The following is a 16,749-nucleotide window of genomic DNA, read 5'->3' as shown; positions in this document are numbered from 1 at the left end:
AGGGAGACTTCCTCCCCCTTCATTCCGCGTCATCCCGTGCGCGCCGCCCGGGCCGCCGCGGCCGCCCCCGGGTCGGGGAGGTGCGCCGCCAAGGCCTCCAGCACCGCGTCGGCCTGCGGATGCCCCAGCCCGCCCATGTCCGCGATGAGCAGGTCCAGTCCGACGTCGTCGGGCAGCTCGGCCAGCGCGGCGGCGACCGCCTCGGCCGGGTCGGCCGTCTCCAGCATCGCCGCCACCGTGTCGACCAGCATCCAGGCCAGATCGGCGCGCCGCGGCCCGACCTCGGCGTCGCCGTGCTCGTGCAGCCACAGCCGGGCGTACGGGCCGGTCGCCGGGTCCTCCAGCGCGGCCCGCACCACCGCCGCGGCGTCCGGGCCGACCTCGCCGAGCACCTCGGCGGCCACGCTGCGGGCGCCCGGGCCGCCGGTCCGCATCACCTCGATCAGGTCGGCGGCGGCCTGCTCGGCGGACCTGGCCGCCAGCCAGCCGGCGATCTCCTGCCCGACGGTCCGTTCGCGGTGCCAGGCCAGTCCGGCGATCAGCTCGGCGGCCGGACGGTCGACCAGCTCCCCCACCACCGGGGCGGTGAAGCCCTCCGCGCGCAGCAGCTCCCGCACCCCCCACACGCCGAGCGGGGCCAGCTCCAGGCCCTCTCCGGAGGGCTCGACCACGCCCCAGGACTCCAGCTCCGCCAGCTCCCGGTCGAGCAGCTCGGCGACCTCGGCGGGCGCCGGGGCGTGCCCGTGGTCCAACTGGGTGTCCAGCAGGTGGCCGGCCAGCGCCGCGGCCAGGCCCTCGCGGGTGGCGGGCTCCTCCTGCTCGTACAGGTGGATCAGCACCCCGGTGAGCTCGGCGCGCACCAGCCGCGCCGTGTCGCCGTCGTCGATCGCGCCGCCCCCGCCGGTGACGGCCTCGTCGAACAGCCGCAGCCAGGCGGCCAGCACCGCCTCGTCGTCGCCGTCCCGCAGGTCGGCCAGCAGCGGCCCGGGCTCGGCCCGGCCGTCCTCGACGAGGAGCGCGCCGGCCTCCACCGCCGCCCGCCACAGGCGCTCCAGGTCGGGCAGGTCGGCGAGGCCGCCGGCGGCCGACGCGGGCAGGCCGGCGGCCTCGGCGGCGGCCGGAAGGTCCTCGCGGAGCGGCTCGCCGTGCTCGGTGACGGCCCGTCGGGCGGCCCACTCGGCCAGCGCGCTCACCCGGCGCAGGAGGCCGGAGGCGCGGGCGGCGGCGGCCAGCTCGGGCCGCGGCGCCAGCGGCGCCGCCGGCAGCGTCATCTCCTCGACCTGCCGCAGGTAGGCGGTGGCCCGGTCGATCCGCTCCTCCTCGCCGAGCCGTTCGAAGTCCTCCAGCCAGGCCTGCACCGCCCGCTCGTCGTCGAGGTCGACCCCGTCGGCGAGCATCATGCCGCGCACCACCTCGCCGGCGACCTCCCGTTCGGCCTCGTCGATCCTCGCGATCGCCTCGGTCAGCCGCGGCTCCAGCGCGGTCAGCTCCCGGCGCAGCGCCTCGGCGTCGGCGGCCAGCCGCCCGGCGTCGGCCAGGAAGTCCACCATCGCCCGGGCGGTGTCCAGGATCGACGGGACGTCGGCGACCTCGGCGACGACCTGCTCGGGGAAGGTCTGCAGCATCAGCCGGCGCAGCCGCTCCGGGGTGAGATCGCCCGGCCCGTCCAGACCGGGTTCCCGTCGGGCCAGGTCCAGCAGCAGCCGGATCCCGTGCACGTCGACGTCGCCGGCGGCCTTGTCGGCCCAGCGGTCCAGGTCCTCGGTGATGTCGTCCACCCAGTCGTCAGCCACCCGGAAACCCTAGCGCTCAGATGAGCTCCAAGGGGTCGATCTGCACACGCACCGGATCGGCCGCCCGGCGGGCGCTGCGCACCCCCTGCGCCTCCTTCAGGGCGCGGGCCAGGGCGGCCGCGGCGGACCTCGGCACCCGGATCAGCGCGCGCTGCCGCTCCGCCCCGCCGTCCCCGCCGCCGGACCGGGGACCGGGCGGTTCGGGGACCGGGACGGGTCCGAGCACCTGCGCCTGCGGGGGCAGCCGGGCCTCGGTCAGCAGCTCGCGGATCGCCGCCGGGGTCCCGGTCAGCGACGCCATCCGCACGGCCGGAGGGAACCCCAGCTCGCGCCGGTCGGCCAGCTCCCGTTCGGCCAGCGTGACCGGGTCCCAGCGGATCAGCGCCTGCACCGGCGGCAGCGACCCGTCGGCCAGCACGATCACCGGCCCGGCCGGGCGGACCAGCGCGGCCGCGTTCATCCAGCGGCGCAGCGTCTCCTCGGCGGCGCGCAGATCGGCCCGTCCCAGCAGCGCCCAGCCGTCCAGCAGCAGCGCCGCCGCATAGCCCCCGTCGGCGACCGGCTCGGCCCCCGGGGTGGACACCACCAGGGCGGGCGCGGCGTCCACCCGGTCCAGCACGCCGTCGCGGCCGGAGGTCCGCACCGGCACCCCCGGGAACGCGCGGCCCAGCTCCTCGGCGGTGCGCCGGGCCCCGACCACCGCGGCCCGCACCCGCCCGTCGCCGCATTCGGGACACCGCCAGCCGCCCGCGATCCGCCCGCACCACCGGCAGCCGGGGGCGGCGTGCGAGGACCGCAGCGCCAGCGGCCCCCGGCAGTCGGGGCAGCGGGCCGGCTCGCGGCAGCGGCCGCAGCGCAGTCCCGGCAGGTAGCCGCGACGGGGCACCTGCACCAGCACCGGCCCCTCGCGCAGCGCCCGTCGGGCGGTGCGCAGCGCCAGCATCGGCAGCCGCGCGGTGCGGGCCGCCTCGTCCCTGGCCAGCTCCTCGTCCTCCCCGGCGGGCCGCACCCTGGGCATCATGGTGCGGATCCGCTGCCGTTCGGCGACCAGGGCGTGCGCCCAACCGGTCTCCACGAGCACGGTGGCCTCGGCGGTGCGGGCGAATCCGCCGATCAGCGCCCCGGCCCCCGCGCGGTGGGCGCGCAGCGCCAGCACCTCGCGGGGGTGCGGATAGGGGGCGTGCGGCTCGGCGTGCACGTCGGCGCCGTCGTCCCACAGCACGACCAGGCCCAGGTCCCGCACGGGGGCGAACGCCGCGGCGCGGGTGCCGACCACCGCCCGGGCCCGGCCGCGCAGCACGGCGAGCCACCGGCGGTAGCGTTCGGCCGGCCCGGACTCGGCGGTCAGGGCGACGTGCCAGGCGCCCCCCTCCAAGGCCTCGGTCAGTGCGGCGTCGACGCGGGCGACCTGGCGACCGTCGGCGAGCACCACGAGCGCCCCCCGCCCGCCCGCCAGGGTCGCCTGCACGGCGCGGGCGATGGCCTCGGGCCAGTGCGGGCCAGGCAGCGCGGTCCACACGGCGCGGGGGGCGCGCCGGGCGGTCAGCGCGGCGAGGAACGACGGCCCGGCCGGGTAGTGCGCCCAGGGGCCGGGGGCGGGCGGGTCGGGCCGCCGCGGCGGCGGCTCGGGCGACGGCTCGGCCTCGGCCCGGGCGTGGCGGGGCGGGACGGCCAGCCGCAGCACGTCCGCGAGGGTCCCGGCGTACCGGTCGGCGATCTCCCGGCTCAGCGCGGCGATCTCGGGGGTGAGCACCGGCTCGGGCGAGACGACCCGTTCCAGGAACGACAGCCGCCCCTCGTGGTCGCTGTCGGCCACGCGGTCCAGCAGGAAGCCGTCCACCAGCTGCCCGGCGAACCGCACCCGCACCCGGCAGCCGGGGACCGCCGCGGCGTCCAGCTCGGCCGGCACCAGGTAGTCGAACGGCCGATCCAGATGCGACAGCGGGACGTCCACCGCGACCCGCGCCACCGGCAGGGTCTCGGCGGGCCGCCGCGCCTTCCCGGCGGCGGTCCCGCGGCGCGGAGCCTCATCGGGCGCGGCCCGGGGGAGCTGCTCCATCCCGAAGATCGGTTCCACCACGCCGCCGTTCGTCACGGTCCCGTCCTACCAGATGGCGCGGACAGCGGTCCGCCCGCCGCCGACGCGCAGCGCGCGTCGGCGGCGGGCGGGAGGGTCAGCGGAGCGCCGGCGGGCCGGCGGGGCGGTCACAGGCCGGCGGCGGTGCGCAGCGCGTCGACGCGGTCGGTGCGCTCCCAGGAGAAGTCCGGCTCCTGACGGCCGAAGTGGCCGTAGGCGGCGGTCTGGGTGTAGATCGGCCGCAGCAGGTCCAGGTCGCGCACGATGGCGGCCGGACGCAGGTCGAAGACCTCCAGCACGGCCTCCTGGATCTTGCCGACCGGGACCTTCTCGGTACCGAAGGTCTCCACGAACACGCCCACCGGCTTGGCCTTGCCGATCGCGTAGGCCACCTGGACCTCGGCGCGGTCGGCCAGCTCGGCGGCCACGATGTTCTTGGCCACCCAGCGCATCGCGTAGGCGGCGGAGCGGTCGACCTTGGAGGGGTCCTTGCCGGAGAAGGCGCCGCCGCCGTGCCGGGCCATGCCGCCGTAGGTGTCGACGATGATCTTGCGGCCGGTCAGGCCGGCGTCGCCCATCGGGCCGCCGATCTCAAAGCGCCCGGTCGGGTTGACCAGCAGCCGGTAGCCGTCGGTCTCCAGGTCGAAGTCGGCCAGCACCGGGTCGACCACGTGCTCCTTGATGTCGGGGGTGAGCAGCTCCTTCAGGTCGATGTCGGGAGCGTGCTGGCTGGAGACCACCACGGTGTCCAGGCGGACGGCGCGGTCGCCGTCGTACTCGATGGTGACCTGGGTCTTGCCGTCGGGCCGCAGGTAGGGGATGGTGCCGTCCTTGCGGACCTGGGTCAGCCGCCGGGCCAGCCGGTGCGCGATGGTGATCGGCAGCGGCATCAGCTCCGGGGTCTCGTTGGTGGCGTAGCCGAACATCAGGCCCTGGTCGCCGGCGCCCTGCCGGTCCAGCTCGTCGGTGGCCTCGCCCTCGCGGGCCTCGTAGGCGTCGTCGACGCCCTGGGCGATGTCGGGCGACTGGGATCCGATGGACACCGACACCCCGCACGAGTGGCCGTCGAAGCCCTTCTTGGAGGAGTCGTAGCCGATCTCCAGGATCTTCTCGCGGATGACCCCGGGGATGTCCACGTAGGTCTCGGTGGTCACCTCACCGGCGACATGTACCTGGCCGGTGGTGATCAAGGTCTCCACGGCGACCCGGCTCTTGGGGTCGTCCTTGAGCATCGCGTCCAGGATCGCGTCGCTGATCTGGTCAGCGATCTTGTCAGGGTGCCCCTCGGTGACGGACTCGGAGGTGAACAGGCGGCGAGACACGTTACGTGAACTCCTTGCAGCGGCTGCTGACTGACGTCGCAGGACGGACTGTGCATCGCAGGCGGCGCGGGTGGACGCCGCCGAGGTGTCCGCCGAAGTGTATCGGGAACGATTTCTCGGCGGCCCCTTCATCCTGCACCCTGGAGCGGATCCCGGTCATCTCCGGGGTCATCGCCGGGTCGCCGGCCGGTCCAGCCGGGCCGCCACCTGGTCCCAGATCACGTCGGCCAGCGCCTCCTTGGGGCCGCGCGGCACCTCGATCGGCTCGCCGTCGGCGGCCAGCACGACCGCGGCGTTGTCGGGCCTCCCGAAGGCCAGGTCCGGCCCGACCTGGTTGACCACCAGCAGGTCGCAGCCCTTGCGGGCGAGCTTCTCGCGGCCGTTGGCCAGCACGTCGTCGGTCTCGGCGGCGAATCCGACGATCACCTGGCCGGGCCGTCGGGTCCGGCCCAGCTCGGCCAGGATGTCGGGGTTGCGGACCAGCTCGATCGGAGCGGGGCCCGCGCTCTCGGACTTCTTGATCTTGGACTCACGGTACTCGGCGGGGCGGAAGTCGGCCACCGCCGCGGCCATCACCACCGCGTCGGCCGAGCCGGCCGCCTTCAGCACCGCCTCGCGCATCTCCTCGGCGGTCCCCACGGGCACCACGTCGGCGCCCGCCGGGTCCGGCAGGGCCACGTTGGCGGCCACCAGCGTCACCCGGGCGCCCCGGGCGACGGCGGTGCGGGCCAGCGCGTACCCCTGCAGCCCGGAGGAGCGGTTGCCGATGAAGCGGACCGGGTCGATCGGTTCGCGGGTGCCGCCCGCCGACACCACCACGTGCCGGCCGGTCAGGTCGGCCTCCAGTCCGCCGCGGGCCAGCACCCGGCGGGCCGTCTCAAGCAGCTCGGCCGGCTCCGGCAGCCGGCCCTTGCCGGTGTCGGGGCCGGTCAGGCGGCCGACGGCGGGCTCCAGCACGATCGCGCCCCGGGAGCGCAGGGCGGCGACGTTGGCCTGGGTCGCCGGGTGCTCCCACATCTCGGTGTGCATCGCGGGCGCGAACACCACCGGACAGCGGGCGGCGAGCAAGGTGTTGGTGAGCAGGTCGTCGGCCAGTCCGCAGGCGGCCCGGGCCAGCAGATCGGCGGTGGCGGGCGCCACGAACACCAGGTCGGCGGTCTGGCCCAGCCGTACGTGCGGGACCTCCTCGACCCCGGTCCACACGTCGGTGGCCACCGGGTTCCCCGACAGGGCCGCCCAGGTGGGCTCGNCACACGTCGGTGGCCACCGGGTTCCCCGACAGGGCCGCCCAGGTGGGCTCGCCGACGAAACGCAGCGCGTCGCGCGTCGGCACGACCCGCACGTCGTGCCCCGACTCGGTGAGCCGCCGCAGCAGCTCGCACGCCTTGTAGGCGGCGATGCCGCCGGACACCCCGAGCACCACCCGGGGCTTGCGCTCGGTCATCGGACGGTCGTCGACGCCGGCCTACTGAGCCTCGATGGGCTCGGCGTGCAGCAGGCCCTCGCGCACCTCACGGAGCGCGATGGACAGGGGCTTCTCCTGCACCTGCGTCTCGACCAGGGGCCCCACGTACTCCAGCAGGCCCTCGCCCAGCTGGGCGTAGTAGGCGTTGATCTGACGCGCCCGCTTGGCCGCGATGGTCACCAGGCCGTACTTGGTGTCGACGACCTCGAGCAGCTCGTCGATCGACGGGTTGGTGATGCCTTCGCTGTTGGCTGCCACGCTCGGCCTTCCCGTTAATCCGCTTCAGGGTCGGCCATCAAGGCTAGCAGCTCCCGGCACACGTCCTGGACGGACGTGTTGACCAGCGTGACGTCGAACTCCTTCTCGGCGGCGAGCTCGATCCGGGCCGCCTCCAGCCGGCGCTCGATCACCTCCGGAGGCTCCGTACCACGGCCGGTCAGCCGCCGGACCAGCTCCTCCCAGGAGGGGGGCGCCAAGAACACCAGCCGGGCCTCGGGCATCGCCCGGCGCACCTGCCGGGCCCCCTGGAGGTCGATTTCCAGCAGCACCGGCACGCCGGCGGCGAGCTTTTCGACGACCGGGGCCCGCGGCGTTCCGTAACGGTTGCCGGCGAACTCCGCCCATTCGAGCAATTCGCCCCGGGCGACCAGCCGGTCGAAACCGGCGTCGTCGACGAAGTAGTACTGCACGCCGTGCTTTTCCCCGGGCCGGGGAGACCGGGTGGTCACCGAGACCGACAGCCACACCTCGGGGTGCGCCCGCCGGATCTCGGCGACCACCGTGCTCTTGCCGACGCCGGACGGACCGGACAGCACCGTCAGCCGGCGCCGACGCGGCTCAGGCCTCGCCGCGGAGCCTTCCCCTCCGCCCGGGGCGCCGTGCGCCGCGTTCGCGTGGGGCGGGTCGGAGCCGTTCCGGTCGGCCGCCGAAGCGGGCACGCCGGACCCGGCCGCGGCGGTCTCCCCGCCGCGCCCGCCCGCGTGATCGCCGTCAGCGGTTCGCACCGCCGCCGAACTCACGCTCCAGGGAGGCGCGCTGCTTGGCGCCGAGGCCCCGTACGCGACGGGACTCGGCGATGCCCAGGCGCTCCATGATCTGCTTCGCACGGACCTTGCCCACGCCGGGAAGGGACTCCAGGAGGGCCGACACCTTCATCTTCCCGATGACGTCGTCGGTCTGGCCCTTCTTGAGGACCTCGGCGAGCGAGGTACCCCCACGCTTGAGCCGGTTTTTGACCTCGGCCCGCTCCTTACGGACCTTGGCCGCCTTGTCCAATGCTGCGGCGCGCTGTTCGGGGGTTAGGGGCGGAAGAGCCACGCCGGGTCACCTCGTGTTTCCACTCGACGGAGTCGGACGGGTTCGGAAACTAGCGAGTTCACACCCCATAAAGCAACGTGAAGTGCTGTTCAGCCCGCCACAAAATCACGAAAATCACTCCCTGGAGTGTCCCGAATACAGAGTGTACACAACCGGAGGGGGTCGGGCCCCGATTCCCGCGCGAGCCAGGGGTTTCGTCGCCGCTCCGAACGGCTCCGGAGCCTCCGGAGGGCCGACGTGATCCAGATCTCGAATTCCGCTTCCGAGACAACCCGAAGGACCGCGTCGGCGTTGTCCTCACGCCCCCGTGCGCCGCAGCGCCGCGGCGATCTTGGCGGCCGCCGCGCCCGGATCGGCGGCGCCGGTGATCGGCCTGCCGATCACCAACAGATCGGCCCCGGCCGCCAGCGCCTCCTCCGGGGTGGCCACCCGCGCCTGATCCTGGACGGCCGTCCCGGCCGGGCGCACCCCCGGGGTGATCAGGGTGACGGACGGCCCCACCTCCGCGCGGACCGCAGCGGCCTCCTGAGGCGAGCAGACCAGCGCCCGGGCCCCCGCCCCCACGGCCATGGCGGCGAGCCGCCGTACGGCGTCTGAGGCGGGGCCGGCCATGCCCAGGCGGCCGAGATCGTCCTCGCCCAGGGAGGTCAGCACGGTGACCGCGGCGACGGCGGTGTCCGGGGCCGCCTCCACGGCGGCCCGGATCATCGCCTCGCCGCCCATGGCGTGCACGGTGAGGAACTCCGGCCGCAGCCGGGCCACCGCCCGCGCCGCCCCGGCCACCGTGGCCGGGATGTCGTGCAGCTTCAGGTCCAGGAAGACCTGCACCCCGCTGGCGCCGCGCACGCTGGCGACCACGTCGGGCCCGTACCGCAGGTACAGCTCCAGTCCCACCTTGACGGTGCTGACGTGCGGGATCACCATGCTCGCCCAGCGGGCGGCGGTCTCCAGGTCCGGGGCGTCGAGGGCGACGGCGATGGGGGCTGGGGTCACGGGAGCTTCTCCTCGGGCTCGCTGACCCGGCCGGGCGACGCGGCGCCGCGGCGCGGGCTGATCTGCGGGGGGACACGGCCGGGCGGGCGGTGGGCCAGCCCCACCGCGTCGGCGAGCCGGCCGATCCGGCGGTCCGACAGCGCCTCCTCCAGCTCGCGCAGGATCCGCGGAGCCGCCGTGGGATCGCGGAACAGGGCGGTGCCCACGGCGACCGCGCTGGCGCCGGCCAGCACGAACTCCAGGGCGTCCAGGCCGCTGGCGACCCCGCCGCTGCCGATGATCGGCACCGTGGGCAGCGCGGCGTGCACCTCGTACACGCAGCGCAGCGCCACCGGCCGGATCGCCGGGCCGCTCAACCCGCCCGACACCCCGGCCAGCGCCGGACGCAGCGTGGTCGGGTCGATCACCAGCCCGGTCATCGTGTTGATCAGGCTCAGCCCCTCCGCGCCGGCGTCCACGCACGCCAGCGCGACGTTCACCAGGTCGGTCACGTCCGGGGCGAGCTTGGCCAGCACCGGGACGCCACGCCGGACGGCGGTCCGCACCGCCCGCACCACCTCGGCGGCCGGGCCGGGCAGCCGTCCGAACATCCGGCCGCGGTCCTCCACGTTCGGGGCGGCCAGGTTGACCTCGACGGCCGCGACCGTGCGGACGGCGTTGAGCCGCCGCGCCACCTCGGCGTACTCCTCACGGCTGTTGCCGGCCACCGACACGATCACCGGCACGTCCTGCTCGGCCAGCCAGGGCAGGTCGCGCTCCAGGAACGCGTCGATCCCGGGCCCGGGCAGCCCCATGGCGGTCAGCATCCCGCTGGGCGTCTCGGCCGCCCGCGGGGTGGGCCGGCCGGCCCTCGGCTGGAGCATGACCGACGCGGTGGTGAACGCGCCCAGCCGGGCCAGCTCGAAGAACCGGGCCAGCTCCCGCCCGGTGCCGCCGCATCCGGCGGCGGTGACGATCGGGTTGGCCAGCTCCAGCGGCCCGATCCGGGTGGTGAGATCGGTCACAGCGCACCCCCCAGGGCGCGGGGGGCGCCGAGCGCGTCGAACGGGATCGTCCCCAGATCGCCCCAGCGGACCCGGTCGCCGCGCAGCACCGGCCCGTCGGCGCAGGCCCGCACCATGCGGGTGACCCCGTCGTCGTCGATCATCGGCAGCACGCAGGTCATGCACAGCCCGGTGCCGCAGACGGCGGTCTGCCGCAGGAACTCCTCCACCGACACCTGCGACGGCAGCCCGAACTCGGTCGCCACGGCGCTGACGGCGCGCAACAGCGGCGTCGGCCCGCAGGCGTACACCACGTCGGCGCCCGTCTTCTCGATGACCGCGGGCAGCGCCTCGCGCACCGTCCCGGCCTCGCCCAGCGAGCCGTCCTCGGTGACCACGGTCGCCGAGTCGCCGATGCGCTGCGCCGACTGCGCCCCGAACACCGCCCCGGCGGTCGGCCCGCCGAGCAGGAAGTGCACCGTGCACTCGCGTCGGCGCAGCGTGTCGGCCAGCGAGAACAGCGCCGCCGCCCCCGGTCCGCCGCCCACCAGCAGGCAGCGCACCGGATCGCGGGGCAGCCGGAACGGCCGGCCCAGCGGCCCGATCAGATCGATCCGGTCCCGCGCCCGGCGGGAGACCAGCCAGCCGGTGCCCGGGTCGGCGGATCCGCGGTGGTCGAACACCACCTCCACGGTGCCGCCGTAGTCGGGCTTGACCTCGTACACCGGCAGGCAGCGGCGCACCAGGCGGGCGCTGTCCGCCCCGCCCACCGCCAGCGCCACGAACTGGCCCGGCCGGAACCGTTCGGCCACCGCGGGCGCCACCAGCGTCAGGGCGTGGTAGTCCCGCACCTGGCGGACCGTCAGCACGGTCGCCGACGTCTGCAGGCCGGCGGCCCGGCCGGGCGTGTCGGTCATGCCTCCCCTATCGGCGTGCTGTCTCCTGCGCGGCCCTCAGGCGTTCGGCGTGCTCCTGCAGCGAGCGGACGCCCACGTCGCCGCGCACGATGGCCTCGATGCCCTGCACCGCGGCGGCCAGCCCGGCGACGGTGGTCACGCACGGGATCCCCCGCAGCACGGCGGCGGTGCGGATCTCGTACCCGTCCAGCCGGGGTCCGGACTGCCCGGGGCTGCCGAAGGGAGTATTGACGATGAGGTCCACCTCTCCATCGAGGACGCGCCGGACGATGGTGGGCTCGCCGTCCGGACCGGGGCCTTCGCTGTGCTTGCGCACGATCTTGGCACGCACCCCGTTGCGCCGCAGGACCTCCGCGGTGCCCTCGGTGGCCAGGATCTCAAAGCCCAGGTCGGCCAGCCGCTTGACGGGGAAGACCATCGACCGCTTGTCCCGGTTGGCCACCGACACGAACGCCCGGCCCTTGGTGGGCAGCGCCCCGTAGGCGGCCTGCTGGGACTTGGCGAACGCGGTGCCGAAGGTCTCGTCGATGCCCATCACCTCGCCGGTGGAGCGCATCTCCGGGCCGAGCACGATGTCGACGTTCTGCCCCTGCTCGGTGCGGAACCGGTCGAACGGCAGCACCGCCTCCTTGACCGCGATCGGGGCGTCCAGCGGCATCGTCCCGCCGTCCCCCTCGCGCGGCAGCAGCCCCTCGGCGCGCAGCTCGGCGATGGTGGCGCCGAGCATCACCCGGGCGGCGGCCTTGGCCAGCGGCACGGCGGTCGCCTTGGACACGAACGGGACCGTGCGCGAGGCGCGCGGGTTGGCCTCCAGCACGTACAGCACGCCGGCCGAGAGGGCGTACTGGACGTTGATCAGGCCGCGCACCCCGATGCCCCGGGCCAGCTTCTCGGTGGACTCGCGGATCCGGCGGACGTCGTCGCGGCCGAGGGTGATCGGCGGCAGGGCGCAGGCGGAGTCGCCGGAGTGGATCCCGGCCTCCTCGATGTGCTCCATGATCCCGCCCAGGTACAGCTCCTCGCCGTCGAACAGGGCGTCCACGTCGATCTCGATCGCCTCGTCCAGGAACCGGTCGACCAGCACCGGATGCTCGGGGCTGACCTCGGTGGCCCGGGCCATGTAGGCCTGCAGGGTCTCGTCGTCGTAGACGATCTCCATGCCGCGCCCGCCCAGCACGTACGAGGGCCGCACCAGCACCGGGTAGCCGATCTCGGCGGCGATCCGGCGGGCCTCCTCGAAGGAGGCGGCGGTGCCGTGCTTGGGCGCCGGCAGCCCCGCCCGGTCCAGCACCCGCCCGAACGCGCCGCGGTCCTCGGCCAGGTGGATGCTCTCCGGGGAGGTGCCCACGATCGGCACGCCGGCGTCCTTGAGCTTCTGCGCCAGCCCCAGGGGGGTCTGCCCGCCGAGCTGGACGATCACCCCGACGACCTCGCCGGTCTGCTGCTCGGCGTGCACCACCTCCAGGACGTCCTCCAGGGTGAGCGGCTCGAAGTACAGCCGGTCGGAGGTGTCGTAGTCGGTGGAGACGGTCTCGGGGTTGCAGTTGACCATGACGGTCTCGTAGCCGGCCTCGGCCAGGGTGAAGGAGGCGTGCACGCAGGAGTAGTCGAACTCCACGCCCTGCCCGATCCGGTTGGGCCCGCTGCCCAGGATGATCACCTTGGGCCTGGTGCCCGGCGGGACCTCGGTCTCCTCGTCGTAGGTCGAGTACAGGTAGGGGGTCTCGGCGGCGAACTCCGCCGCGCAGGTGTCGACGGTGTGGTAGACCGGCCGCACCCCCAGCGCCCGCCGCAGCTCCCGGACGACCTCCTCCGACAGGCCCCGCAGCCGGCCGATCTGCGCGTCGGAGAACCCGTGGCGCTTGGCCAGCAGCAGGTTCTCCCGGGTCAGCGCGTCCTCGGCGGTGCGGATCCGCTCGGCGACCTCGTTGATCGCGGCGATCTCCTCCAGGAACCACGGGTCGATGCCGGTGGCCCGGTGCGCCTCCTCGATGGCGGCGCCCGCCCACAGCGCCCGCTGCACGTCCCGCAGCCGCCCGTCGTGCGGCCGGCTGGCGCTCTCCAGCAGCGCGGCCGGGTCCCCCGGCTCGCCGTCCCAGGAGAAGGAGGCGTCCTTCTGCTCCAGCGACCGCAGCGCCTTCTGCAGCGCCTCGGGGAAGGACCGGCCGATCGCCATCGCCTCGCCCACCGACTTCATGTGCGTGGTGAGGGTGGCGTCGGCGCCCGGGAACTTCTCGAAGGCGAACCGCGGCACCTTGACCACCACGTAGTCCAGGGTCGGCTCGAAGCACGCCGGGGTCTTGCGGGTGATGTCGTTGGGGATCTCGTCCAGGGTGTAGCCGACGGCCAGCTTGGCGGCGATCTTGGCGATCGGGAAGCCGGTGGCCTTGGAGGCCAGGGCCGAGCTGCGCGACACCCGGGGGTTCATCTCGATGACGACCATCCGCCCGGTCTCCGGGTGCACCGCGAACTGGATGTTGCAGCCGCCGGTGTCCACCCCGACCTCGCGGATCACCGCGATCGCCACGTCCCGCATGTTCTGGTACTCGCGGTCGGTCAGCGTCATCGCGGGGGCGACGGTGATGGAGTCGCCGGTGTGCACGCCCATCGGGTCGAGGTTCTCGATGGAGCACACGATGACCACGTTGTCGGCGCGGTCCCGCATGACCTCCAGCTCGTACTCCTTCCAGCCGAGGATGGACTCCTCCAGGAGCACCTCGCTGGTCGGGCTGGCGGCCAGGCCCGCGCCGGCGATGCGGCGCAGGTCGTCCTCGTCGTGGGCCATGCCGGAGCCGGCCCCGCCCATGGTGAACGAGGGCCGCACCACCAGCGGATAGCCCAGCTCGCCGGCGGCGTCCAGGCACTCCTCCAGGGTGTGGCAGATCACCGAGCGGGCGGACCCGGCGTTCAGCCCGTGGGTCTCGGCGACCCGGGCGACGATCTCCTTGAACCGCTCGCGGTTCTCCCCGGCCTGGATGGCGTCGATGTCGGCGCCGATCAGCTCCACGCCGTAGCGCTCCAGCACCCCGGCCTCGTGCAGGGCGATCGCGGTGTTGAGCGCGGTCTGGCCGCCCAGGGTGGGCAGCAGCGCGTCGGGCCGCTCCTTGGCGATGATCTTCTCGACCACCTCGGGGGTGATCGGCTCGATGTAGGTGGCGTCGGCGAACTCCGGGTCGGTCATGATCGTCGCGGGATTGCTGTTGACGAGAACGACCCGCAGCCCTTCGGCCTTGAGCACCCGGCACGCCTGGGTTCCGGAATAGTCGAACTCGCACGCCTGGCCGATCACGATCGGTCCGGAGCCGATCACCAGGACTGAGGAGAGGTCTTGACGGCGAGGCATTACCGGGCGCCCTCCGGGAGTTCACAGAAGTGGTCGAGCAGATCGGCCGGCTCCTCGGCCGGGGGCCGACGGCGGGGGAAATCGAAGCGCATCAACCGCGCGCCCTCCCGTCCATCAGTTCGCAGAACCGGTCGAACAGGCCGGTGGAGTCGTGCGGTCCCGCGGCGGCCTCGGGGTGGAACTGCACGCTGAAGGCGCGGCCGCTCAGCAGCCGAAGGCCCTCCACGCAGCCGTCGTTGAGGTTGACGTGGCTGACCTCGGCCGGCCCGTAGGGGGTGTCGAACGGGCCGTCCAACGGCGCGTCCACGGCGAAGCCGTGGTTGTGGGCGGAGATCTCCACCCGCCCGGTGGCGCGGTCCCGGACGGGCTGGTTGATGCCCCGATGACCGAACCGCAGCTTGTAGGTGCCCAGCCCGAGCGCCCGGCCGAAGATCTGGTTGCCCAGGCAGATCCCGAAGAACGGGACGTCGGCCTCCAGCACCCCGCGCAGCGCGGTGACGGCGTACCCGGTGGCGGCCGGGTCGCCGGGGCCGTTGCTGAAGAACACCCCGTCGGGGTCGAGCGCCAGGATGTCGGCGGCGGTCGAGGTGGCCGGCAGCACGTGCACCTCGCAGCCGCGCTCGGCCATCCGCCGCGGGGTCATCGCCTTGACGCCCAGGTCCACCGCCGCCACCGTGTAGCGCTTGGCCCCCCGGGCGGGCACCACGTACGGCTCGGGGGTGGTGACCGTGCGCGCCAGGTCGGCGCCCTCCATCGACGGGCTGGCCAGGACCCGCTCCAGCAGGGCGTCGGGGTCGGTCTCCACGGTGGAGACGGCCCCGCGCATGGCGCCCCTCTCGCGCAGGTGGCGGGTCAGGGCGCGGGTGCCGGGCATGGCGATGCCCACCACGCCCTGCGCCTTGAGCTCCTCCTCCAGGGTGCGGCGGTGCCGCCAGCTGGAGGCGATCCGCGACGGCTCGCGCACCACGTACCCGGCCACCTGGATCCGGCCGGATTCGGGGTCCTCGTCGTTGACGCCGGTGTTGCCGATGTGCGGGGCGGTCATCGCCACGATCTGCCCGGCGTAGGAGGGGTCGGTCAGGGTCTCCTGATAGCCGGTCATGCCGGTGTTGAAGACCATCTCGCCGAACGTCTCGCCCTCGGCGCCGAACCCGACCCCGCGGAAGACCCTGCCGTCCTCCAGCACGAGGATCGCCGGCGGTCGGTTCATTGCAGCTTCCCTTCCAAGACGGTCGGCCGACCGCGCAGGAACGTCGCGACGACGCGGCCGGGCAGTTCGAGTCCGGCGAACGGGCAGTTGCGGCTCTTGGAGGCGAACTGCGAGGGGTCGACCACCGTGCGCGGCGCCGGGTCGTAGAGCACCACGTTGGCCGGCGACCCCGCCTCCAGCGGCCGGCCCTGCCCGGTGAGGCGGCCGATGCGCGCGGGCCGGAAGGACATGCGGTCGGCGACCCCGGCCCAGTCCAGCAGCCCGGTCTCGACCATGGCCTCCTGGACGACCGACAGCGCGGTCTCCAGGCCGATCATGCCCATGGCCGCGCAGTCCCACTCGGTCTCCTTGGCCTCCGCCGGGTGCGGGGCGTGGTCGGTGGCGACCGCGTCGATGGTCCCGTCGGCCAGCGCCTCGCGCAGCGCGGCCACGTCCTCGGCGGTGCGCAGCGGCGGGTTGACCTTGTAGACCGGGTCGTAGCCCGCCACCAGCGCGTCGTCCAGCAGCAGGTGGTGCGGGGTGACCTCGGCGGTGACCCGCCACCCCTTGCTCTTGGCCCAGCGCAGGATCTCCACCGACCCGGCGGTGGAGACATGGCACACGTGCAGCCGGGAGCCGACGTGCGCGGCCAGCAGGCAGTCCCGGGCGATGATCGCCTCCTCGGCCACCGCGGGCCAGCCGGGCAGCCCCAGCCGCGCCGAGACCTCGCCCTCGTTCATCTGCGCGCCCTCGGTCAGCCGCGGCTCCTGGGCGTGCTGGGCGATGACGCCGTCGAACGCCTTCACGTACTCCAGCGCCCGCCGCATGATCATCGCATCCGACACGCAGTGCCCGTCGTCGGAGAACACCCGCACCCGAGCGGCCGAGTCGGCCATCGCGCCCAGCTCGGCGAGCTGCTTGCCGGCGATGCCCTGGGTGACCGCGCCGACCGGGTGCACGTCGCAGTACCCGGCCTCCCGGCCCAGCCGCCACACCTGCTCCACCACGCCCGCGGTGTCGGCGACCGGGTGGGTGTTGGCCATGGCGTGCACCGCGGTGTAGCCGCCGCGGGCGGCGGCGCGGGTGCCGGTCTCGACGGTCTCGGCGTCCTCGCGGCCCGGCTCGCGCAGATGCGTGTGCAGGTCGACCAGGCCGGGCAGGGCCACCAGCCCGTCGGCGTCGACCACCTCGGCCCCGGCGGCGTCCAGCCCGGTGCCGACCTCGGCGATCACGCCGTCGCGCAGCAGCAGATCGGCGGGCTGTGCGCCGAGGATCCGCGCCCCCTTGATCACGAACGTACGGCTCAACGCACGACCTCCCCGGCGGTGCTCTCGTCGTTGCTGGCGAAGG

12 protein-coding genes and 1 pseudogene are annotated in these 16,749 nt (G+C 74.5%); all 13 read right to left on the bottom strand.

The window, feature by feature from the left end:
- Positions 1-29: 29 nt before the first annotated feature.
- Positions 30-1,793 carry a hypothetical protein gene (locus EIO00_RS14450; RefSeq protein ID WP_140179185.1) on the bottom strand — a complete coding sequence of 588 codons (1,764 nt, stop codon included), beginning with the start codon at positions 1,791-1,793 and terminating at the stop codon, positions 30-32.
- 16 nt (positions 1,794-1,809) lie between these two features.
- The gene (locus tag EIO00_RS14445; RefSeq protein ID WP_140179236.1) at positions 1,810-3,852 is read right to left on the bottom strand and encodes a primosomal protein N'; all 2,043 of its coding nucleotides are present in this window, start codon (positions 3,850-3,852) and stop codon (positions 1,810-1,812) included.
- A gap of 146 nt (positions 3,853-3,998) precedes the next feature.
- The gene (gene metK, locus EIO00_RS14440; protein ID WP_140179183.1) at positions 3,999-5,192 is read right to left on the bottom strand and encodes a methionine adenosyltransferase; all 1,194 of its coding nucleotides are present in this window, start codon (positions 5,190-5,192) and stop codon (positions 3,999-4,001) included.
- 168 nt (positions 5,193-5,360) lie between these two features.
- A pseudogene (gene coaBC / locus EIO00_RS14435) lies at positions 5,361-6,636 on the bottom strand (bifunctional phosphopantothenoylcysteine decarboxylase/phosphopantothenate--cysteine ligase CoaBC).
- 21 nt (positions 6,637-6,657) lie between these two features.
- A complete protein-coding gene (gene rpoZ, locus EIO00_RS14430) occupies positions 6,658-6,915 on the bottom strand; it encodes a DNA-directed RNA polymerase subunit omega (protein WP_140179181.1) in 258 nt (85 codons plus the stop codon).
- Positions 6,916-6,929: 14 nt separating this feature from the next.
- A complete protein-coding gene (gmk, locus tag EIO00_RS14425) occupies positions 6,930-7,478 on the bottom strand; it encodes a guanylate kinase (protein WP_140179234.1) in 549 nt (182 codons plus the stop codon).
- A gap of 169 nt (positions 7,479-7,647) precedes the next feature.
- Positions 7,648-7,974 carry an integration host factor, actinobacterial type gene (mihF, locus tag EIO00_RS14420; protein ID WP_140179179.1) on the bottom strand — a complete coding sequence of 109 codons (327 nt, stop codon included), beginning with the start codon at positions 7,972-7,974 and terminating at the stop codon, positions 7,648-7,650.
- Positions 7,975-8,271: 297 nt separating this feature from the next.
- Positions 8,272-8,967 carry an orotidine-5'-phosphate decarboxylase gene (gene pyrF / locus EIO00_RS14415; RefSeq protein WP_140179177.1) on the bottom strand — a complete coding sequence of 232 codons (696 nt, stop codon included), beginning with the start codon at positions 8,965-8,967 and terminating at the stop codon, positions 8,272-8,274.
- Positions 8,964-9,971 (bottom strand): dihydroorotate dehydrogenase, encoded by a 1,008-nt coding sequence (locus tag EIO00_RS14410; RefSeq protein ID WP_140179175.1) that lies wholly within the window; start codon positions 9,969-9,971, stop codon positions 8,964-8,966. Before EIO00_RS14410 ends, pyrF begins: the two co-directional genes overlap by 4 nt.
- Positions 9,968-10,867, bottom strand: coding sequence for an iron-sulfur cluster-binding protein (locus tag EIO00_RS14405; protein WP_140179173.1), 900 nt, complete (start codon positions 10,865-10,867; stop codon positions 9,968-9,970). Before EIO00_RS14405 ends, EIO00_RS14410 begins: the two co-directional genes overlap by 4 nt.
- 7 nt (positions 10,868-10,874) lie before the next feature.
- On the bottom strand, positions 10,875-14,210 hold the full coding sequence (gene carB / locus EIO00_RS14400) for a carbamoyl-phosphate synthase large subunit (RefSeq protein ID WP_140179171.1): 3,336 nt from the start codon (positions 14,208-14,210) through the stop codon (positions 10,875-10,877).
- A 91-nt stretch (positions 14,211-14,301) separates the two neighbouring features.
- Positions 14,302-15,420 carry a glutamine-hydrolyzing carbamoyl-phosphate synthase small subunit gene (gene carA / locus EIO00_RS14395; RefSeq protein ID WP_140179170.1) on the bottom strand — a complete coding sequence of 373 codons (1,119 nt, stop codon included), beginning with the start codon at positions 15,418-15,420 and terminating at the stop codon, positions 14,302-14,304.
- Positions 15,417-16,706, bottom strand: a complete 1,290-nt coding sequence (locus EIO00_RS14390) for a dihydroorotase (protein WP_140179168.1) — start codon at positions 16,704-16,706, stop codon at positions 15,417-15,419. Before EIO00_RS14390 ends, carA begins: the two co-directional genes overlap by 4 nt.
- Positions 16,707-16,749: the final 43 nt, after the last annotated feature.

The sequence above is a fragment of the Thermomonospora catenispora genome (assembly GCF_006363815.1).
In the GTDB taxonomy this organism is placed as follows: Bacteria; Actinomycetota; Actinomycetes; order Streptosporangiales; family Streptosporangiaceae; genus Thermomonospora; species Thermomonospora catenispora.
This window is presented reverse-complemented; position numbering and strand designations above follow the sequence as displayed.